General features: G+C 62.1%; 7 protein-coding genes. 1 reads left to right on the top strand and 6 read right to left on the bottom strand.

From position 1 onward, the window contains the following. Positions 1-17 precede the first annotated feature (17 nt). Both O5O45_RS12255 and O5O45_RS32080 read right to left on the bottom strand, forming a co-directional pair. Positions 18-3062: a hypothetical protein gene (locus tag O5O45_RS12255; protein ID WP_305905510.1), complete on the bottom strand. Its 3045-nt coding sequence runs from the start codon at positions 3060-3062 to the stop codon at positions 18-20. A gap of 171 nt (positions 3063-3233) precedes the next feature. Beyond that, on the bottom strand, positions 3234-3560 hold the full coding sequence (locus O5O45_RS32080) for a hypothetical protein (protein ID WP_305905509.1): 327 nt from the start codon (positions 3558-3560) through the stop codon (positions 3234-3236). 748 nt (positions 3561-4308) lie between these two features. Between O5O45_RS32080 and O5O45_RS12240 the strand changes: the two genes are divergently transcribed. Beyond that, positions 4309-4527: a hypothetical protein gene (locus O5O45_RS12240; RefSeq protein WP_305905508.1), complete on the top strand. Its 219-nt coding sequence runs from the start codon at positions 4309-4311 to the stop codon at positions 4525-4527. 9 nt (positions 4528-4536) lie between these two features. On the opposite strand, the gene O5O45_RS12235 is transcribed toward O5O45_RS12240, so the two are convergent. The 4 genes from O5O45_RS12235 to O5O45_RS12220 all read right to left on the bottom strand — a co-directional run bounded on the left by O5O45_RS12235 (position 4537) and on the right by O5O45_RS12220 (position 18676). Next, complete coding sequence (locus O5O45_RS12235; protein WP_305905507.1) at positions 4537-5457, bottom strand: TauD/TfdA family dioxygenase; 921 nt, start codon at positions 5455-5457, stop codon at positions 4537-4539. Next, positions 5454-8900, bottom strand: coding sequence for a non-ribosomal peptide synthetase (locus O5O45_RS12230; RefSeq protein ID WP_305905506.1), 3447 nt, complete (start codon positions 8898-8900; stop codon positions 5454-5456). The genes O5O45_RS12235 and O5O45_RS12230 overlap by 4 nt, the downstream gene beginning before the upstream one ends. Positions 8901-8971: 71 nt before the next feature. Beyond that, positions 8972-10663, bottom strand: coding sequence for a PhpK family radical SAM P-methyltransferase (locus O5O45_RS12225; protein ID WP_305905505.1), 1692 nt, complete (start codon positions 10661-10663; stop codon positions 8972-8974). 138 nt (positions 10664-10801) lie between these two features. Beyond that, on the bottom strand, positions 10802-18676 hold the full coding sequence (locus O5O45_RS12220) for an amino acid adenylation domain-containing protein (RefSeq protein WP_305905504.1): 7875 nt from the start codon (positions 18674-18676) through the stop codon (positions 10802-10804). Positions 18677-18714 lie beyond the last annotated feature (38 nt).

Raw genomic sequence — 18714 nt, 5'->3', positions numbered from 1 at the left:
CAAAAGTACAGTTCAGGTCAGTCGCAGCAGTCGTCCTTCTTGACCTTCAGACTCAGCACGATCTTCTCCACGCAGACCGCTCCGATTTCCTGCTTGATACCGAGGCACTCGGCCAGACGCTGGGCGTCGTTAAGGCAGCCCTTGTCTTTCGGGCGGTCGGCGTTCCAGGGCAGCGAGAGATCAGGGTCGAGACGGTAGGTCATTCCGCCGACCAGGTTGTCGTTGGCCAGGAGGTCGATTCGGATGTCGCGGTCCTTGGTGGCTTCTACAGCGTCGCGCGTGAAGGACTTGCCCGAATGCAGCCTGATGAACACCTCCCGCTTGGCGCCTGAGGCGAGAACGAAGCCGTCGCCCACGCCGACGAGCTCCAAGCGCCAGCCGAGCCGGGTCAACAGCGAGGGCAGGGTGACGTTGAAAGTCATCTTGCCCCGTCGGGGGTTTGGGTTGCCGGCGAGGAAGCTCACTCCGTTGAGTCCCGCCATCAGTCCCCGCTCGCCACCGCCGCCGGGAACCGGGCTCACATTGCGCTGCCCGACGTTGTTGTCGTTCGGGACCAGCCGCCACTCGGGAATTGTTTCGCCGGCGGTGAAATTGTCGATGTTCGCAGCGTCCCCGTCGGCCTTGACGACCATCAGCATGCAGTCGTGGCCGTAGGCGTTGATGTTGGGGGTCCATTCGAACGGCCCGATGATCTTCTCCTCGCTGTTGTTGGCGTTCACGGCGCCGACGTTGATGAATGCCGTGGCGAACGCTTCGAAGTCGGCCGGCCAGTTCAGTCCCGCGCCGGGCTTGGTGTGGTAGCCGAACACGATCACATTCTGGGCCTGCTGCGCGCCGCGATTCTTGATCTTGACGTACGCGTAGTTGGTCGATCCCAGCTCCGGCTCCTGGTGCGCGTCGACGCCATCGGCGGCGCGGCGGTTCCAGATGGTCGTGGTATGCCAGTGCACGTGCTGGAATGGGTATTCGCCGGCACGCCCATCGTCGATGTAAACGTCGACGTCCGGCGGGTTCCCCGGCGCGACGATGGTTCCGTCCGCGGCGCTGCCGTTGGTCACTAGCGGCGTCTGGTACTCTCCCTGTTTTTCGAATGCCCAGCGGATTACCTTGTGGTAGGCGCCTCCGAAAACGCCTTCGCTCGTCCAATTGAGGGCGTCGGTCGCCATGAGCGCCGCGGCGAACTCCCGCGCGTACTGCGGATTAGTCGCCGGAGTCAGGTTCCCGATGGCGCGCATGATCAAGTACATCGCCATGCGCGAGGCAAACTGCCGCCGCCCGAGGTTTGGGTGATCCCCGCCGATTGAGCGGTAGAAATTGAAGAGCGTCGTCGCAAGGATCTCCTCCGAACCGTAGCCTCCGTCATCACGTGAACCGTTCCAGGCCCAGCCGGCCGCGATGTCGCGGTCACAGCGCCGATTGAGGCTCGGGTGCCAGGGGACGTAGGTGAAGCGCAGATCGCCGGGCTTGCCGACTGGCGTGCCGTCGACGCCATTGCAGTTGGAGTCCGGGTCGAAATAGATCAGAGATAACGAATCACCTGCGCTGTGGGTGAAGCCCATGTTGGGGCCGCCTACAGCCTCGTACAGAATCCCGTGTCCGAGCACCTCGTGGAGGTGCACACGTGGGTCGCAGGCCCGGCCGAGCGGGTCGCCGGCAATGCTGGCGTCCATGATGCCGTAGCCCGCGTGGCCGATTCCGCCCATGCCGTCGCCGACGCAGTGAGCGTTGACGATGTCGAAGCAGCGGACGTCAACTGGGACTGGGAACACCGTGTTCGCCATGTAGGTGGCCACGTTGAAACCCAGGTCCTGCATCGTGCGGAAGATCCGGTCGACGTGGAAGTAACCGCTGACCGAGGCGAAGTTGTTCGTGCGCACGTCGTAGTCGAAGTCGGCGCCGGCTGCCTCAGTCGGGGGCGCGATGTCCGGGCCTTCGATCTGCGTGACCTCCGCGAAAGAGCCGGTGAGATGCTGCGTCCCTCCATTGGGCCCGTCGAGGTTTTGCAGGGTGACGTCGTCGTGGTGCGGATTCAGGGTGGCGTTGTTCGAGGAGGCGGTCGGCGTCGTCGTGCCGGTACTCGTGATCGGATCGTCTTCGTAGACGTAGCCGTTCACGAACGCCGAGAGCGGCCGCAGGTAGAGGACCGAGTTGGTGGCGAGGTCGACGAGGACCCGCCACACGTGCCGCTCGCGCCCTACGGCGACCTCAAAGGTGATCTCTGCGACCATGTAGTAGGCGCCGTCCTTGACCTTGCGGTCGACGTCAGGGAGGTCGAAGGGGCGCGGGACGGCTGGGCCGGGCGCTTCCTTCCCGCCCTTCCTGGCTCGGCGACCGGCCTCAGCCTCGGCTTGTTCCTTGATGACCGGAACCGCCTCCGGCTCGTCTTCCGGTAGCCGCGCAGCGGCGTCGTAACGGTAGATCCAGAAGAGCCCACGAATGAAATGCACGGTTGCGCGCTTCTCCTCGGCGTCCTTCTTGAAGGCGAGCAGTCCGCGCACTAAGGCTTCGCCCGCACGCTCGGCTCCGCCTTCGGCCGCCTTAGGCTGTCTGACCGCCCGGAGGTCGGGATGGGCGCGCATCGCGCGGCGCTGGATCGTGGCGGCGTTGGCGCTGGTGAACAGGTCGCGGTAGCGCGCAATGGCTTCCGCTGGGGGCATCTTCGCGTCAATGCCGAGCTGGGTCGTGTCTTCCGAAGCGATGACCCGGTTCGGACCCTGCTTCACGGTCACTTTAACGCCAGCGAGCCACACTGGAACGTTCAACCAAGTCTGGTAGAAGCCGAAGGTCTCCGAGTCGAACTGACGCCTCTCCTCCCACAGCCGGTACTCTTCGTCCTGCTCCCGAGGCTCCAGGAAGTTCACCTTTGTTTCGAGATGGTCGAGCTTCTTCGTTGGGATCTCGTACACGCCGGCAAATTGCCGCAGGTACGCAATGGCGGTCGGTAACCCGCCGCCCGTCGGGCTCTCCCAGTACTCTTGGGTGTGCCGGATGGCGCGCACGCGGTTGGCTTCATCTGTCAGCACGTGTGCTTTCAGATCTGGGCGATAGGTTTCTTTCCTCATGACTTTCTCCTTTCGTTTCGTGGACCCGTCGTCAACTCGCTTCGGACCGCGTTACGCAAATGTTGTCGGGTGTCGTCGCCTAACCAAGCTGTAGAAAATTACAAATTTAGAATCAATGAAAACCCGCACGGTAAAAATATACAGAACAGCTTCCATAGACTTGGTGAATTTTCAATTCAGCCTATAAAGCTGCTTTACCCAAACCGCCACGTCTTCTCTATATTGCGTACCATTCAGTACATTAGCCATTGAGCCATTGAGCCATTGAGCCATTGCTTTGGCTTTACTGCGCAATGTGATTTGATCTAAATCCTTATTACTCGTTATGTTCGCAAATACAGGGTCGATCATCCTTGTATTCAACCAATATAAGTGCATTTGAATCGGGCCATTACGCAATACGATCTCAATATAATTTATGCGTCTGGCCCGGCTCATGGCGGCCCGGCAGTCGTCGCTTGCATAGCGTTGCCGATGAGCTGATGCGTATTGAGCCACTTTGAACAAATCTCCCGGTCAAGACGCGCCTGAGTCCAATCCTCCGACGGACAGCCATACGTCTTTCAACGGCAATATAGCGCTTCCACTGTCCCTTATTCTCATCCATGCTGGGCATAGCCTGTGCTCGCTGTTGTTATGAAGCAGGTTGCTGACCTTGGCGACTCGGTTGGGATTCTCATTGTTGTTAGGTCTGTGGGGGCGTTGCGTAATCGTTCTTTTTTTGTGTTTTGTGCGTCAGACTTTCTCATACATACCTCCATTTGATCCAACGATCCGCCGGTACAGAAATTATGCTGTTGGCGTTAGTATTGCGTCGGTGCGGCAGCGCACTAACTCCTGCATGCAACTCCTATGCATACAAATTTCATGCTGCTACGCGTCATGTTCCGCCGAGTGGAATTCCAGAACTGGAATATCGCGCATATGGCCTGACGATGATCAGGCAGCTTCCGGTGACGGTGATTGCGGTGATTTGATTTTCGCAAACCTTATCGCTGAGTTGTTTCGACAGCTCGCATCAGTAGATGCGTCAGGTAATGGAAAGGTACCAGACTATTGGTCTTGGCCGTCTCGATCAGACGGCAGAGGATAGTGTGAGCTGCGCCTTTGGTGTTAGCGAAGAGCCAATTCTTCTCTCCGATGATGAAAGGTTTTATTGTCATTGCCGCGGAACCCTGTCTCACCGCTGGAAGAAACCGTAGATTTCTTTGATAAGGACAGGGTGGAGAATAGGGGGAGCAGACCGGTGCTGATCACCCTCAAAATCAATCTGATGACATTGTTCCATCGCAGTCTCTATTTGGAAGGTTTGGTCGCGGCTATGAAGTTTATTGATGAATGGCGTAGCGCAGAGCCGGAATCTTCATCAAAAGACGGTACGTTGAAGTACGCGTATAAAGCGATTTCAGAATGCGAAAGCACAGCGCCTCACCCCCAAAACGCTGGGGATGAGGCACAAAAATAAACTCCCCCGTCACCCATAACTCAACGCAGAAAACAGTTCCCTTCCCATGTCTTCCGATGGGCGGCGGCCGTGCATCATGCGTTTGTTGTTGAGGACGGCGATGTCGCCGTCGCGCCAGGGGATGTCGCGGGTGTGGAGGTCGTGCAGGGATTTGAGTTCTCCCATCAGCCAGTGGGGGATGGGGGAGCCGTCTTCCATGGTGACGGTCTGGCCGGGATAGGGGCCGGTGAGGCTGTTGGCCAGGGCGCGGCGGCCGCCGGGCAGTTCGTTGTAGACGTAGGTGGAGTAGCTGAAATCGAGTTGATTGTCCGCGGTCAGCTCTATTCGCACTCCTGCAAGGCCGCTGAATAAGTTCTCCAGATGATCGCGGTTGATCTCCTCCACGGGGATGTCTTCGTCGATCATGAAGGCCACGAACACTTTCCAGAACATTTCCGGGAACCGGCGATGATAGATAAAGCGCACGTTCTCGATGAAGGTGCGGCTGGTCTCGCTCAGAGAGCGCCAGAGTTCCAGGCCGTCGCAGTAGGTGGTCTGGCCGCGTTCGCCGGCGGCGCGCCGGCAGTAGAACCAGATGTAATCCGGGGTGAACGGGCTGTTGCTGTGCTCGCTGTGCAGCTCGATGCCCGGGGTTCCTGACAGCACCCGCTGCACGCGGCGGTCATAGGATTGCCGGGTGGGATCAAGTATCAGGCGCGAGCTGAATTTCTCCACAAAGTCGCCGAAACACTCCGGCGTCGCTTCAAAACCGCGAAACAACGCCACGCCTTTCTGTTCCATGGCGAAATGAAAGTCATCGGCGCTGACGCTGTCGAGCGTGTCGCCCTCCTGCGCCCGCACCAGATGCCCGGCAAAGGCGAGGGGACGGCTTTCCTGCTTATTGCACCGGGCGGTGGGAATACGATGAGTGATGGGTGAGGTTGTGGTCATGCTGTCTGCTCCTTTCGTTCCGTCGTCATGGGAGTAAAGGATTCCGCCTGCTGCAGATGCACCAGCAGACGCGTGGCTAAGGTTTCAACATTGGGCGGCTGCACCATGGTCTGGTGCCGACCGGGAACGTACTCCACCTCCACGCCCCGTTGCGCCCACTTGGACCAGCCCAGACTGGGATCGTCCGGGCATACGGACTTCGCCAACTGCTCCTCCCCAAGAGGGCGGAACAGGGTGATCTTGCCGTTGTAAGGCTGTGGTTGATAAGACTCCACCGCATGGTAATTCAACTTGCTTACCTGCAGAATGCGGCGCGCCTGCTCCAGGCTGAACCCCTGCGGCAGGGCCTGGGCTTGCTGGGTGGCTTGAATGGCCGCCTGCAGCTGGTTTTCCGTGGACAGACCGCGCAGGGACTCTGGATCCACATCCGCGATGCCGCCAAGCAGCGAACTGATGATTTCCGCATCGTCGTGGGCTTCGAAGCCGCCGTCGAATACATCCGGCGCGTAAGAATCCAGCAGGCCCAGGAAGGCGATTTCCCGGCCTCGCGCCTGCAACACGCGGGCGACCTCGAACACCGCCACGCCGCCGAAGGACCATCCCGCCAGATAAAACGGCCCGGTGGGCTGACGCTTACACAGTGCGTCGGCATAGTACGCCGCCATCTCCGGGATGTTGTCGAAGGGGAGCTGCTCCGGCTCGATGCCTCGCGCCTGTACGCCGATAAAGGGGCGCGCCTCCCCCAGACAAGCGGCCAGATGGTAATAACAAAGCACCGTGGCGCCGGTGGGGTGTACGCAGAACAGCGGCGGATGTTCGCCGCGGGCGGTCAGCGTCACCAGGGGCGACCAGTCTTCAGGATGGGCTTTGCGGGCGCTGCGCACCTGTTCCGCCAGTTTCTCCACGGTCGGATGCTGGAACAGGGTGGTCAGGGGCAGGGCGACATGAAACTCCTGCTGAATGGCGCTCATCAAGCGCACCGCCAACAGGGAGAAGCCGCCCAGGGCGAAAAAGTTGTCCGTCACGCCCACCGGGCTGCGCTCCAGCAAACGTTCCCAGATGCGCGCCACGCCTAACTCCACGTCATCGCGAGGCGCGACGAATTCATTTTGCGACGCGGCGGCGTGCATGCCTTCCAGTGCGGCGTAATCCGTCTTGCCGGAAGGCGTCAGCGGCAGCGCGTCCAGCGGAACCAGCAGATCCGGCAGCATGTAAGGCGGCAGACGCTCACGCAGATAGTCCAGAATGGCTTCCGTCTGCAACTCGCCTTTACTCGCCGTGCGCGCCAGCGCCACGTAGGCCAACAGACGGCGATCCGCCTCTTCGCCCTGGGCGACGACGGCGGCTTGCTGAATATCCTCCCGACTTAGCAATTGGGTCTCCAGTTCGCCGGCTTCGATCCGGAAACCGCGCACTTTAAACTGGCGATCCGTTCTGCCGAGCAAATCCAATGCGCCGTCCGGTCGCCAGCGGGCGCGGTCGCCGCTGCGGTAATAGCGCCGTGGCGCGGATAACCCGGGCAGCGCCAGCTCCACGAAACGGGCGTCGTTCAGCTCTGGTCGGTTATGGTAGCCCAGGGCCAGGCCAACGCCGGAGATCAACAGCTCGCCGGGAACGCCCACCGGACAGGGACGGTCCAGAGCGTCGACCACGTGGCACTGCGTATTCTGAATCGGTTGCCCCACATCCGGTGGCAGACCGCTGTACACCACTTCGCCGAGGGTGGCGCAGACCGTGGATTCCGTGGGGCCGTACGCATTGATCATCAGACGACCCTTGCTCCATTTCGGGACCAGATTCGCCGGGCAAGGCTCCCCCGCCACCACCAGGGTTTGCAGGCCCGTGGCGGCGTCTTCCGGCAACAGCGCGAGGGACGACGGCGTCAGTGTAATGTGGGTGATTTCAAACTCCTGCAGCGCCTGCGCCAGATCCGGTCCGGGCATGATGCGGTCGCGGGGCGCCAGCACCAGACGGGCGCCGGCGCACAGGGCGGTGAAAATCTCCGACACCGCGGCGTCGAAACTGAATGACGCCACCTGCAGCACCCGGCTGTCGCTGCGCAATCTGAACGCCTTGATCTGCGCTTCCAGCATGTTGATCAAGCCGCTGTGATGCAACAAGACGCCCTTGGGCGCGCCGGTGGAGCCGGAGGTATAGATCATGTAAGCGGCGGCGTCAGGGGCGGGGGCATAGTCCAGAGGTCGCGGCGACTGTTGGCGCCAGGAGGTGATGTCGTCCAGGTAAATAACAGAGCCGCCGCGATCCTCCAGCACCTCAATGAAGGGCGCATCCACCTCCGGGCTTTCCACCAGGAACAGACGACAGCCGGAGTCCTCCGCCATATAGCGCAGACGCTCCGCCGGGTAATCCGGGTCGAGAGGTAGAAACGCGCCGCCGGCCTTCAACGCCGCCAGCAGCGAGATCACCATGTCGCAGCCGGGGCGGCAGCAGACGCCCACCAGTCCGCCTTTTTCCAGGCCGGAGACCTGCAGCTCCCGCGCCAGTTGATTGGATTGTTCGTCCAGCATGCGGTAGCACAACTGCAGCCCCGGCGTCTGCAGCGCAATATGCCCGCCATAGCGCGACACCACGTCGCGGAACTGGCTCAACACATTGGCGTTGGCGAGCGTCGCTTGTTCGGTCAGGTTGAAACTGGCCAGCAGACTCCAGTCGCGGGTGGTGAGCATGTCCAGTTGTTTCACCGGTAAATCCGGCTGCTCCAAGGCCATGGTCAACACTTGCTGCAGATGCTCGGCGAACAGCTCGATGCGATGCAGATGAAAGCGCGATTCGTTGTAGGCGATAGAGAAACTGAGCGTGCCGGCCCGCTGCAGCAGACTCACCGTGACGTCGTTGTTGAGATTGGCGGGCAGCTCGCCGTGCAAGGCGTCGTAATGGGCCGCCACGTCAAACAGCGGGCAGTGGTGACGCCAGGACAGACCGAAGTCCTCCGCCATTTCCCGCCACTGGTAATGCTGGTGCTGATAAGCGTCCAGAAGCTGCGAGCGGGTTTGCAGCAACAGGGTCTTGAATGACGCCTCGGGATCAATGCTGTTGATGATGGGCAGGGCGTTGATAAAGCCCGGCTCGGCGCCGTTTTCCTCCCGTCGCGCCGGTGAGCCGGTGACCAGGGTTTCCACGCCGCCGGCGTCGCTGTCGGCGCAGAAGGCCTGGTTGTAGCGTTGCAGGCACAATTGCACGCCAGCGGTGACGATCGTGTAAATAAGAAAGTGTCCGCCCTTGCTGACCTTCATGATGAGGTCGTAAAGATGGCCGTCCAGCGCCAGGTCGTATATCTGGTAAGACTTGGGACCTTTATGGGGGAGGTCGTAATCGCGGGGCAGGTTGCTGGGGCCGATGGCCTTGGTCAGGGATTTGCGCCAGTAGTCCCTTGCCGCGAGTGAGTTTGCGTCAAGCAGAAAACCGCTTTCTTGTTGCGCCATGGTCTTTCCTTATTTTCCTTGTTCCGTTCATGAGTGTCGTTATTGTTATGGTCGCCGACCGCGCAACCGCCCTAGAAAGCAAAGCTTTCCAGCGCGTCCTGGCTGACTGTCTCGTTACTTCTATGATGGATATTCGCCATAAAGGCGTCATCCGTGGTTTTTTCCAACAATAGAGTACGCATGCGCTGCAGTATCGGCGCGGGAATCGCCTTCAACGTGGGATCGGCCATCTGCGCCTTGATAGTGGAATTGAACAAGGCCACGTAGTCGATCACCTGTTGGCGGGTATAGCCGCGACGCTGCAGATAGAAAGTAGACCATTGTTCGAATCCGTGCTGGGGCAACCAGGTGGAATTGCGAATATCGAAGAACAAACGCTCCACCCAGTCACAGGCGGTTTCGCTGTTCATGGTGCGATGCCGCCAGGAGAAACCATTGCCTTCCAGGTCGTATTCCTGGCGGTTTTTCCAGATCGGCGTCAGCGGATCGCAATACCACAACTGGGCGCGATAGAAGTCCGGTTTGCTTTGCTCGATCAGCGTTTGCGTCTCCCTAATGGTGTCTTCAGTTTCGCCGGGGAAGCCGACGATCAAACTGGCGTGGGCGGAAATGCCGGCTTCCTGTAATTGCGGTATGGCCTCGGCGAAATTGCGCCGGCGCGCGGTCTTGTTCATGTTCTTGAGCATGGTGTCGCTGCCGGACTCAATGCCCAGGAACACGCCTTCGCAGCCTGCTTCGCGCATCAACTGGATGGTTTCGTAATCCCCCTGATCGCTGCGGTAAAACGAATTCCAGCGAAAACCGTATTGCTTGCGGATCATCAGGCGCAGGATTTCCTTGAAGCGCTTTTTCGGCACGTTGAAGGTGTCATCGAGAAAGGTGAGGGTGTCCACGTTGCCCAGCGCGGCGATGCGGTCCAGCTCCTGCTCCACCAGATCCGGCGCCAGGGTCTTGTAAGCGCCCGCCCGTTGTGGAAAGCCGCAGAACGCGCAGCTGTAGGGACAGGACTTGGCGGTGCGCAGAGAAATAAACTGGGAAAGCTGGTCTGGTGGAAACAGGCCATAGTCGACAGGGTTTTCCTCCAGAGGGTTGTACTCCGTTTCCACCAGCGTGCGGGAAAAAGGCCGCAGCAGGCTTTTGGGATCGCGGATCGCCAGATTGGCGACGCCGTCCAGCGGCTCTCCTTTTTGCAGCGCGCTGATGATGTGCGCCAGCGCCTGCTCGCCCTCGGAGCTGATGACGTACGTGTCCGCTCCCAGATACTCGAACAGACTGGCCAGCTCGTCTGCATTGCGCACCTCCGCCTGACCGGAGATGTACGGCCCGCCGACGATGATATGGGCGTCGCTGTGTTCGCGCACGAACTTGATCACTTCGATCATGGGCTGGGGCGACACATACAGCGTGGTGGTGACCGCCACTGTGCGCACCTGACCGCTGCGCAGGATGCGGCGCATCTCGTCTTTTTCCTGTTGAAACAGGTTGATCCAGTCCACGGTGAAGCCGCGCCGGCGCAGGAATGAGGCCAGGTAGGTCACCGCCGGCCAGAGAAAGTCGAGATTGTTGAACTGCCGGTGGGACTGGCCGGCTTCGTCATAAATATGGTTAATCAAATCCAGCGCCGTGTAGGGCTGCCCCTGGTGCTCCACAAACGCCAGCCGCAGGTCGCGCCAGGCTCCGCCGTGATTATCGACGGAACGCACCATCTCCACGTGCTCGGGAGTGGGCGGCATATTGGTTCCGACAATCAGGCAATCGATCATATCCGCATTCCTTCCTTGTTAGCCCGCCGCGTCACGGCTGTTGGCAAGCGGCGGGTCTTTATTGTTATTGGCTCGCGCTGGACAGCTTTTACTCAGTCGCTGAGACCTGTTCAGGTCGCTTAGAAATCGTGCATAGCCTTAAAAATCAAACTCCTCCGCCGCGTCCGCTTCGCCGGTGGCGGGTTTGCCATCGGCGCCGGCCAGGGACAACAGGCTGTCTCCGGGACGTTGCGCGGCGGCGTCCAACAGATGCAGGTAGTGTTCCTGCAGCGCGGCGATTTCTTCCGCCGTGAAGCGCTCACGGTCATATTCGAAGACAATGCGCACCTGCTCCGGCTGGGCGCTGACGGACAACACCAGATCGTATTTGGCGGAGCCCCGCTGCCCCGGCAGATAGGACACCTCCAGATCGTCCAGGAAGACGGCTTTGGGCGGTGCGGCGGACGCCGGCGCATCGCCGTTCTGGAAGTCGAACACCACCTGGAAGATGGGCTGCCGGCCCGCCACTCTGGGAGTTTGCAGCGAACGCACCAACAGGTCGAAAGGCAGTTCCTGATGCGCCTGCGCCTGCAGGGTTTTATCGCGCGCCTGGGTCAGCAGTTCCAGAAAGCTGGCGCTGGCGTCCAGACGCAGTCGGATCGGCAGCGAGTTGACGAAGAAGCCGATCAGGCTTTCCAGCTCCTGGCGATTGCGGTTGGCGACGGTGGTCCCCACCACAATGTCCGATTGCCCGCTGAGTCGCTGCAACAGGGCGGCGAAGGCGGCGAGCATGGTCATGTAGAGGGAGCTGCCCTGCTGGCGATTGAATTCCTGCAACGCCGTCACTGTCGGCGCCGGCAGATCCTGCACCGCCAGGGCGCACAAACCTGCGGCCTCACTGTGGGGGCGACGGGGCAGACGGATGGCCTCCGGGGCGTCCTGCAGTTCCTGGCGCCAGTAGTCCAGATGCTGCTGCACCCGTTGCGGCGTGAGCAGACGGCGCTGCCAGCAGGCGAAGTCCGCATATTGCAGCTGCATGGGCGGCAGTCCGGCGGCGGAGCCGGTGCGCCGGCTGTGATAGAAAGCCTGCAATTCCCGCACGAACACGCTATTGGACCAGCCGTCGAAGATGATGTGATGCATGGTCGCCAGCAGCACATGACGCTGTTCTTCCAATTGCACCAGACGAATGCGCAACAGGCGGTCGCTCTCCAGGTCGAACGCGTAGTTGGCCTCCAGGCGCGCCAGTTCCCGGACTTGCTCGACGCGCTCCGGCTCCGGCAGGGCGGACAGATCAAAGAAGCGCCAGTCCGGCGCCGTGTCGCTGTGGATCTCCTGCACCGGCGCGTCCCCCGCCATATGAAAACGGGTGCGCAGCACTTCATGGCGGGCGATGATGTCGCGGAAACTGTCGTGCAGCGCCTGGTCGTCCAGGGGGCCTTTCAGCTCCATGGCGATGGGCATGTTGTACCCCGCCGCGGCGCCTTCCAGTTGATGCAGAAACCACAACCGCTCCTGGGCGAAGGACAGCGGCGGCGCGGCGGGCCGGGTCTGCGCGCATAGCCGCTCGTCGTCGTCCGATGCGGCGGGAGCGAGCGCCGCCAGTCTCTCCGCCAGCTCGGCGATGCTGGGGTTTTCGAAGACGTCTCTGACCGTGGCGTCCACGCTCAGGCGCGCGCGGATGCGGTTGAGCAGACGGGTGACCAGCAGGCTGTGGCCGCCCAGTTCAAAGAAGTTGGCGAGAATATCGATATGCGGCAGCCCCAGCAGTTCGCTCCACATGTCATGCAGACTGCGCTCCAGAGCGCTACGCGGCTCCGCCAGCAGTTCCGGCGCCTCGCGCAGCGCGTCCGGCGCGGGCAGGGCGCGGCGGTTGATCTTGCCGCTTACGGTGACCGGCATTTTTTCCAGAGTCAGGATGCGGGCCGGCGCCATGTAGTCGGGCAGACGCTTGCGCAACCAGGCGCGCAGATCGGCGATGTCGAATCCGGCGGTCTGGCGGGGCTCCACATAGGCCAGCAAGCGCATGCCGGCGCCGTCGTCCCGGGCGATCACTGCGGCCGCCTTGATGTCGTCATGGCTGTTCAGCACTGCCTCCACTTCGCCGGGCTCCACCCGGAAGCCGCGGATTTTCACCTGTTCATCAATGCGCCCCAGATACAGGAACTCCCCCTGGGCGGTGCGGCGCGCCAGATCGCCGGTGCGATACAGGCGCTGACTGATCTCGCCGTGGGAGCTCATGAGGGTGGTGGTGATAAAACGTTCGGCGGTGAGGTCGTCGCGACCGACATAGCCCTGGGCGAGACACACGCCGCCGATATACAGCTCGCCGGGGGCGCCGGCGGGCGCAGGCTGTCCCAACTGGTTGAAGATATGCAGTTGCACGCCGCACAGGGGCGCGCCGATGCCGGGCAGGACGGGCCAGCGTTCAGGCTGATCATCCAGTTGCAGAGCGCTCACCACATGGGCTTCCGTGGGGCCGTAATGATTATGCAGACGGCAGTGCGGGCGTTCCCGGAAGAAGCGGCGCACCGGCGCGGTGATCTGCAACTGCTCGCCGGCGGTGACCACATCGCGCAGGCTGTCGCTGGCGACGGGGTTCTGGCCCGACTCGTTCCCAGTCAGGGTCTCCGCCAGTTGCTGCAAGGCGACGAAAGGCAAGAACAAGCGTTCCACCCCTTGCTCCCGGATAAACGTCATCAAGGCGCGCGGGTCCTGCCGCAAGCGCGGCGGACACAGCACCAGAGAGCCGCCGCAGGCCAGCGTGGCGGCGAATTCCTGAAAGCAGACGTCGAAGCCGATGGCGGCGAACTGCAGGGTGCGCGACGGCGCGCTCAGGCGGGGATGTTGACGATGCCATACCACCAGATTGCTCAGCGCGCGCTGGGGCATGGCGACGCCTTTGGGCGCGCCGGTGCTGCCGGAGGTGTACAAAATATAGGCGATGCAGTTCGGGTCCGGCAGCGGCGGTGGTTCCGCGCGGCGACGGGACAGTTGCGCCCACAGTTGCGGCAGCGGCGCGATGGCGCAGGGCGCGTCTTCCCAACCATGCTGCGCATTCACCGCCACCAGCAGGCGCGGCGCGGCGCTTTCCACCATTTGCCGCACCCGGGGCAGAGGGAGTTCCGGATCGATCGGCGCATAGGCGACGCCCATTTTCAGCGCCGCATACTTGAGTACGAACAGCTCCGGGCTGCGGGGCAACCAGAGCGCCATCACATCGCCGCTCGCCACGCCTTGCTCCCGCAGCCAGTCCGCCGCCTGATTGGCGAGGCGGGCGAATTCCCCGTAGCTGACGTGGGAGTTGAGCCGTGACCATTCCGTCAGCGCCGTGGCTTGAGGAGTCCAGCTCAGGGCCTCCAGATCCGGAGTGCGCTCGCATTGATCCTGAATCAGGGCGGGCAAAGGGACAGGCGTCTGGGCAGGTTGGGCGGGAATTTCCGCCGGCGCCGCCAGAGGCAGGCTCAGCACCGGTTCATCCGGACGGTTGACGCACAGCTCCAGCAGGCTCAGATACACCTCCAGCATGCGTTCGATGCTGGCGCGATCGAACAAAGTGCGGTTATAGACCGCCTCGCCGTGCATCCGCCCCTGAGATTCGGTCAGGGAGAACAGCAGGTCAAACGCGGCGCGCTGCTGACGGATTGGGAATGGCGTGATCTCCAGGTCCGGTGTTTCCCGCGTCACGGTGGGCGCGTTCTGCAACACGAACATCACCTGGAACAACGGGTTGTGGTTAAGGGCGCGATCCAGCTCCAGCGACTCCACCACTTTGTTGAAAGGCGGGTCCTGATGTTCATAAGCGTCAAGAGAAACGGTTTTAACTTCTTTCAGTAACTCATTGAAACTAAAATCTTCTTTGCTGCGAATGCGTAGCGCCAGCGTGTTCACGAAGAAGCCGATCAGCGGCTCCAGCTCGGGGCGGGTGCGGTTCGCTACCGGCGCGCCGATGACAATGTCCCGTTGACGGCTGTACACCTTCATCAAGGCGGCGAAGGCGGCGCAACTCACCATGAACAGGCTGGCTCCGGCGGCGTCGGCGAAGCGGCGCAACGCTGCGGTGAGGCCGCTGTCGATATGAAAGGGCAAGGTGTCGCCGGCGAAATCCGCCTGCGCCGGGCGTGGACGGTCATGGGGCAGTTCCAGCAGAGGCGGCGCGTCCGCCAGTTGCGTGCGCCAGTATTCCAGCTGCCGCTGCGCTTCCGGCCGCTCCAGGCGCAAAATCTGCTCGGCGGCGTAGTCGGCGTATTGCAGGGACAGAGGCGGCAGATTGAGCGTCGCGGCGGCGTCCAGGGCGAAGGTTTCCGGGTTGATGGCCTGATAGAACGCCTTCACTTCGTTAAACAGGACGCCAATGGACCAGCCGTCGGAAATGATGTGGTGCATCGCCAGCAACATGACATGGCGACGCGGCGCCAGTCGCACCAGCAGCACCCGCACTAAAGGCCCGCGGCTCAGGTCGAAAGGCGTCTGCGCTGCTTCCACGGCCAGCCGTTCCGCCTCCGCCTCGCGCCGCTCAGACGGGTGGGATTCCACGCTGGCCTGGAGAAACTCGCAGGGAAGTTCTGGGTGAATGCGTTGATAGGGCGCGCCATCCGCCCCCAGGGCGTCGTCTTCATGGAAGGTGGTGCGCAGAATCTCATGCCGCGCTGAGGCGCAGGCGAACGCCTCCTGCAGGCGGTCCGCGTGCAGCTCGCCATTGATGCGCACAGTCATGTGCAGGTTGTAGGCGCTGCTGCCTCCGTCGATCTTGCTGAGGAACCATAGACGCATCTGCGCCGGCGCCAGGGAGGCGCGCCGGGCGCCGCCGGTGGGCGTGCGACGGATGGCTTTCTCCGCAGAGGTCTCCATGGCGGCGATGCTGCGTTCGCGCACCAGGGCGGCGAGTTCCGCTACATTGGGACATTCGAACAGATTGCGCACGGTGAGGCTAGCGCCGAAGCGCTGGTTGAGGCGGGCGATAATCTGGGTCGCCAGCAGGGAGTGACCGCCCAGTTGGAAGAAGTTGTCACGTACGCCGATGACCTCCTGCTGCAGCACTTCTCCCCATACGTCCGCCACCGCCTGCTCAAACCCATTGCCGGGCGCTACATACTCGGTTTCGCGGGCGCTGCGCTGGGGAATGGGCAGCGCCTTGCGGTCGGTCTTGCCATTGGCGGTCAAGGGGATGGCGTCCAGCGTAATGATCGCCTCAGGAACCATGTAGCCGGGCAGGCGGCGCGCCAGCCGTCGTTTCAGGTCATCGGCGTCGATGCTGCGCCCGGGGGCGCCGACCACATAGGCGGCCAGGTAGGGGCCAAGGTTGTCGTCCTTGATGACGGAGACCACGCCGTCTTTAACTATTTTCTCACTATTATCTCGTAAGTTATTGATACAGGATTCAATTTCGCCCAGCTCGATGCGAAATCCCCGCACTTTCACCTGCTGGTCGATACGCCCCAGATATTCCAGTTGGTCGTCGCTGTTCACCCGCACCAGATCTCCGGTGCGGTACAGACGCTCGCTGAGATCGCCGGAAAACGGATTGGCGATGAAGCGCTGGGCGGTCAGCTCCGGCTTGCCCAGGTAGCCCCGCGCCAGACCGCGGCCGCCGATCAATAATTCACCCGCCACGCCGCGGGGAACCAGTTGCAGGTTTTCGTCGATAATATGAATCAGGGTATTGCTGATGGGACGCCCAATGTTGGCCTTGCCGCCGGGGCGACGCAGGGCGCAGGTGGAGTAGGTGGTGTCCTCGGAGGGACCGTAGAGATCATAAACGCGACGGATATGCGGCAATGCGTAGAGCTGCTCCACCAGTTCCTGCTTCAGGGGCTCGCCCGCCAGATTCACCGTGCGCACCTGGGGCGGCACGGCGTTAGCGCGCAACAACGCCTGAATGGCGGATGGCACGGTATTGATCAGACTGACTTTGGAATAGGCATCCAGATCGCCAGCGCGCTCCGCCAGCGCGGTCATATTGTCCGCCAAATGGACGCGGCCGCCGCTGCACAGGGTAACGAAAATCTCGAATACCGAGAGGTCGAAGCAAATGGACGTGGTGGCCAGCACCTCCTCCAGCTCTTCCAGATGATATTGGGTCTGCGCCCAGTGAATCAGCGCGCCGACGGAGCGATGCTCAATCGCCACGCCTTTAGGCAGACCGGTGGAGCCGGAGGTGTAGATCACATAGGCCAGATTGTCCGCGGCCACAGGATGCTGCGGATTGCTGTCCTCGCAGGCGGAGGTCAGGGTTTCCAGGTCGTCCAGCATCAGCGTGGCGACGTTCTCCGGCAGACGCCCGCTGGCGGTCTGCTGCGTCAGAGTCAGGCGCGCGCCGCTGTCCTCCAGCATGTAGGCGATGCGTTCCGTGGGATACGCCGGGTCGAGAGGGGCGTAGCTGGCCCCGGCTTTGAAGACGGCGAGCAGGGCGACCACCATGTCCAGCGAGCGGTCCAGGCAGATGCCGATGCGGTCCTCCAGCTTAATCCCGCGCCCGATCAGCAGATGGGCAAGGCGGTTGGCGCGGCGGTTCAGCTCGCCATAGCTGAGGGAGCGACCGTCCCGCATGACCGCCGTCAGTTCGGGATGCCGTTCGGCGCGGCGCTCGAACAACTGGTGAATGCACAGGGTGTCGGGATAGGGCTGCGCCTCCAGAAACAAGCCGCGGCTGAGTTCGCCGTACTGGTCGCGGTCCAGCATGGGCAGTCCCATCACGGGGCGCTGCGGCTGGTTCAGCGCCGCCTCCAGCAGCGTCAGATACTGGCGCGCCATCCGTTGCACGGAGTCCTTGTGCAGCAACTGGGAGCGGAACCAGAAATCCAGATGGAAGCCGTCAGCGTCTTCTTCGCCGTATACCTCCAGGTCAAAGCGGATCTGGCCGGGCTGCGGCAGGCGCAACGGCGTCACCTGCACCCCTTCCAGTTCGAACGCGTCCATGGGCGCGTTTTGCAGCACGAACAGCAGCTGGATCAACGGCGGGAAGCTGAGATCGCGCTCCGGCTGCAACGCTTCCACCATGCGCTCGAAGGGCAGATCCTGGTGATTGTAGGCGTTGAGGGCGGTGTGTTTGACCCGGCGCACCAGTTCGCGGAAGTTGGGATCGTCGGATAGATCGCAACGCAGCGGCAGGGTGTTGACGAAGAAGCCCACCAGGGCTTCCACATCCGCCTGATTGCGGTTGGCGATCAGACTGCCCACCACTACATCCTGCTGTCCGCTGAGACGACCGATCAACACGTTGAAAGCCGCCAGCAGCACCATATACAGGCTGGCGCCTGACGCGCCGGCGAAATGCCGGGCCTGATGCGCCAGACGCGCGGGCAGGTCTATGCGCACGCAGTCCGCATCCGGCGAGGGCTGTTGGGTGCGCGGATAGTCCAGAGGCAGATTCACCAGCGCTGGCGCGCCCTGTAGCTGGCTCCGCCAGAAATCCAGCTCCTGCCGCAGCGTCTCGCCTTGCAGACGCTCCCGCTGCCACACGGCGAAATCCGCATACTGCAGCGCCGGCGGCGGCAGTTCGCAGGGACGATGGCGCAGGGCGGCGCGGTACAATGCCGCCAGCTCGCGTACGATGACGCCCACGGACCAGGCGTCGGCGATGATGTGATGAATGCACAGGTTCAGCCAGCTCAGGGCGTGAGAGCGGCTGTGGTCCAGCTCCACCAGGGTGACGCGCAGCAGCGGCCCCTGGCTGAGGTCGAAAGGGCGGCGGTTTCTTTCCACGAAGTACGCCTGAGCGCGGGCTTTTCGGGCTTCCAGGTCGCTGTCGGCGAACCACACCCGCTCTATGGCGATGTGCAGGGATGGCGTCACCCGCTGCGTCGGCAGGCCGCCGTCGCTGACGAACAGCGTGCGCAGAATCTCGTGGCGGGCGACCAGCGTATCCAGCGCCCGCTGCAGCGCGGCGGGGTCCAGGGGGCCCTCCAGTTGCAGGGCGGCGCTGATGTTGTAGGCGACGTTGTCCCCCTCGAATTGGTGCAGGAACCACAGACGTTCCTGGGCGAAGGACAGGGGGAATTGATAAATCTGTACGGCGGTGGAAGCTTCGGTCATAGCGGCGTACTTGCTCGTTATTATGTTCTTTGGGTTGT

Origin of the sequence: Hahella sp. HNIBRBA332 (assembly GCF_030719035.1) — a bacterium.
Lineage (GTDB): Bacteria > Pseudomonadota > Gammaproteobacteria > Pseudomonadales > Oleiphilaceae > Hahella.
This window is presented reverse-complemented; position numbering and strand designations above follow the sequence as displayed.

Excerpts from the sequence above, each read along its gene's own strand:
- O5O45_RS12255 (WP_305905510.1), bottom strand. The coding sequence starts at position 3,062 with ATGAGGAAAGAAACCTATCGCCCAGATCTGAAAGCACACGTGCTGACA.
- O5O45_RS12235 (WP_305905507.1), bottom strand. The coding sequence starts at position 5,457 with ATGACCACAACCTCACCCATCACTCATCGTATTCCCACCGCCCGGTGC.
- O5O45_RS12230 (WP_305905506.1), bottom strand. The coding sequence starts at position 8,900 with ATGGCGCAACAAGAAAGCGGTTTTCTGCTTGACGCAAACTCACTCGCG.
- O5O45_RS12225 (WP_305905505.1), bottom strand. The coding sequence starts at position 10,663 with ATGATCGATTGCCTGATTGTCGGAACCAATATGCCGCCCACTCCCGAG.
- O5O45_RS12220 (WP_305905504.1), bottom strand. The coding sequence starts at position 18,676 with ATGACCGAAGCTTCCACCGCCGTACAGATTTATCAATTCCCCCTGTCC.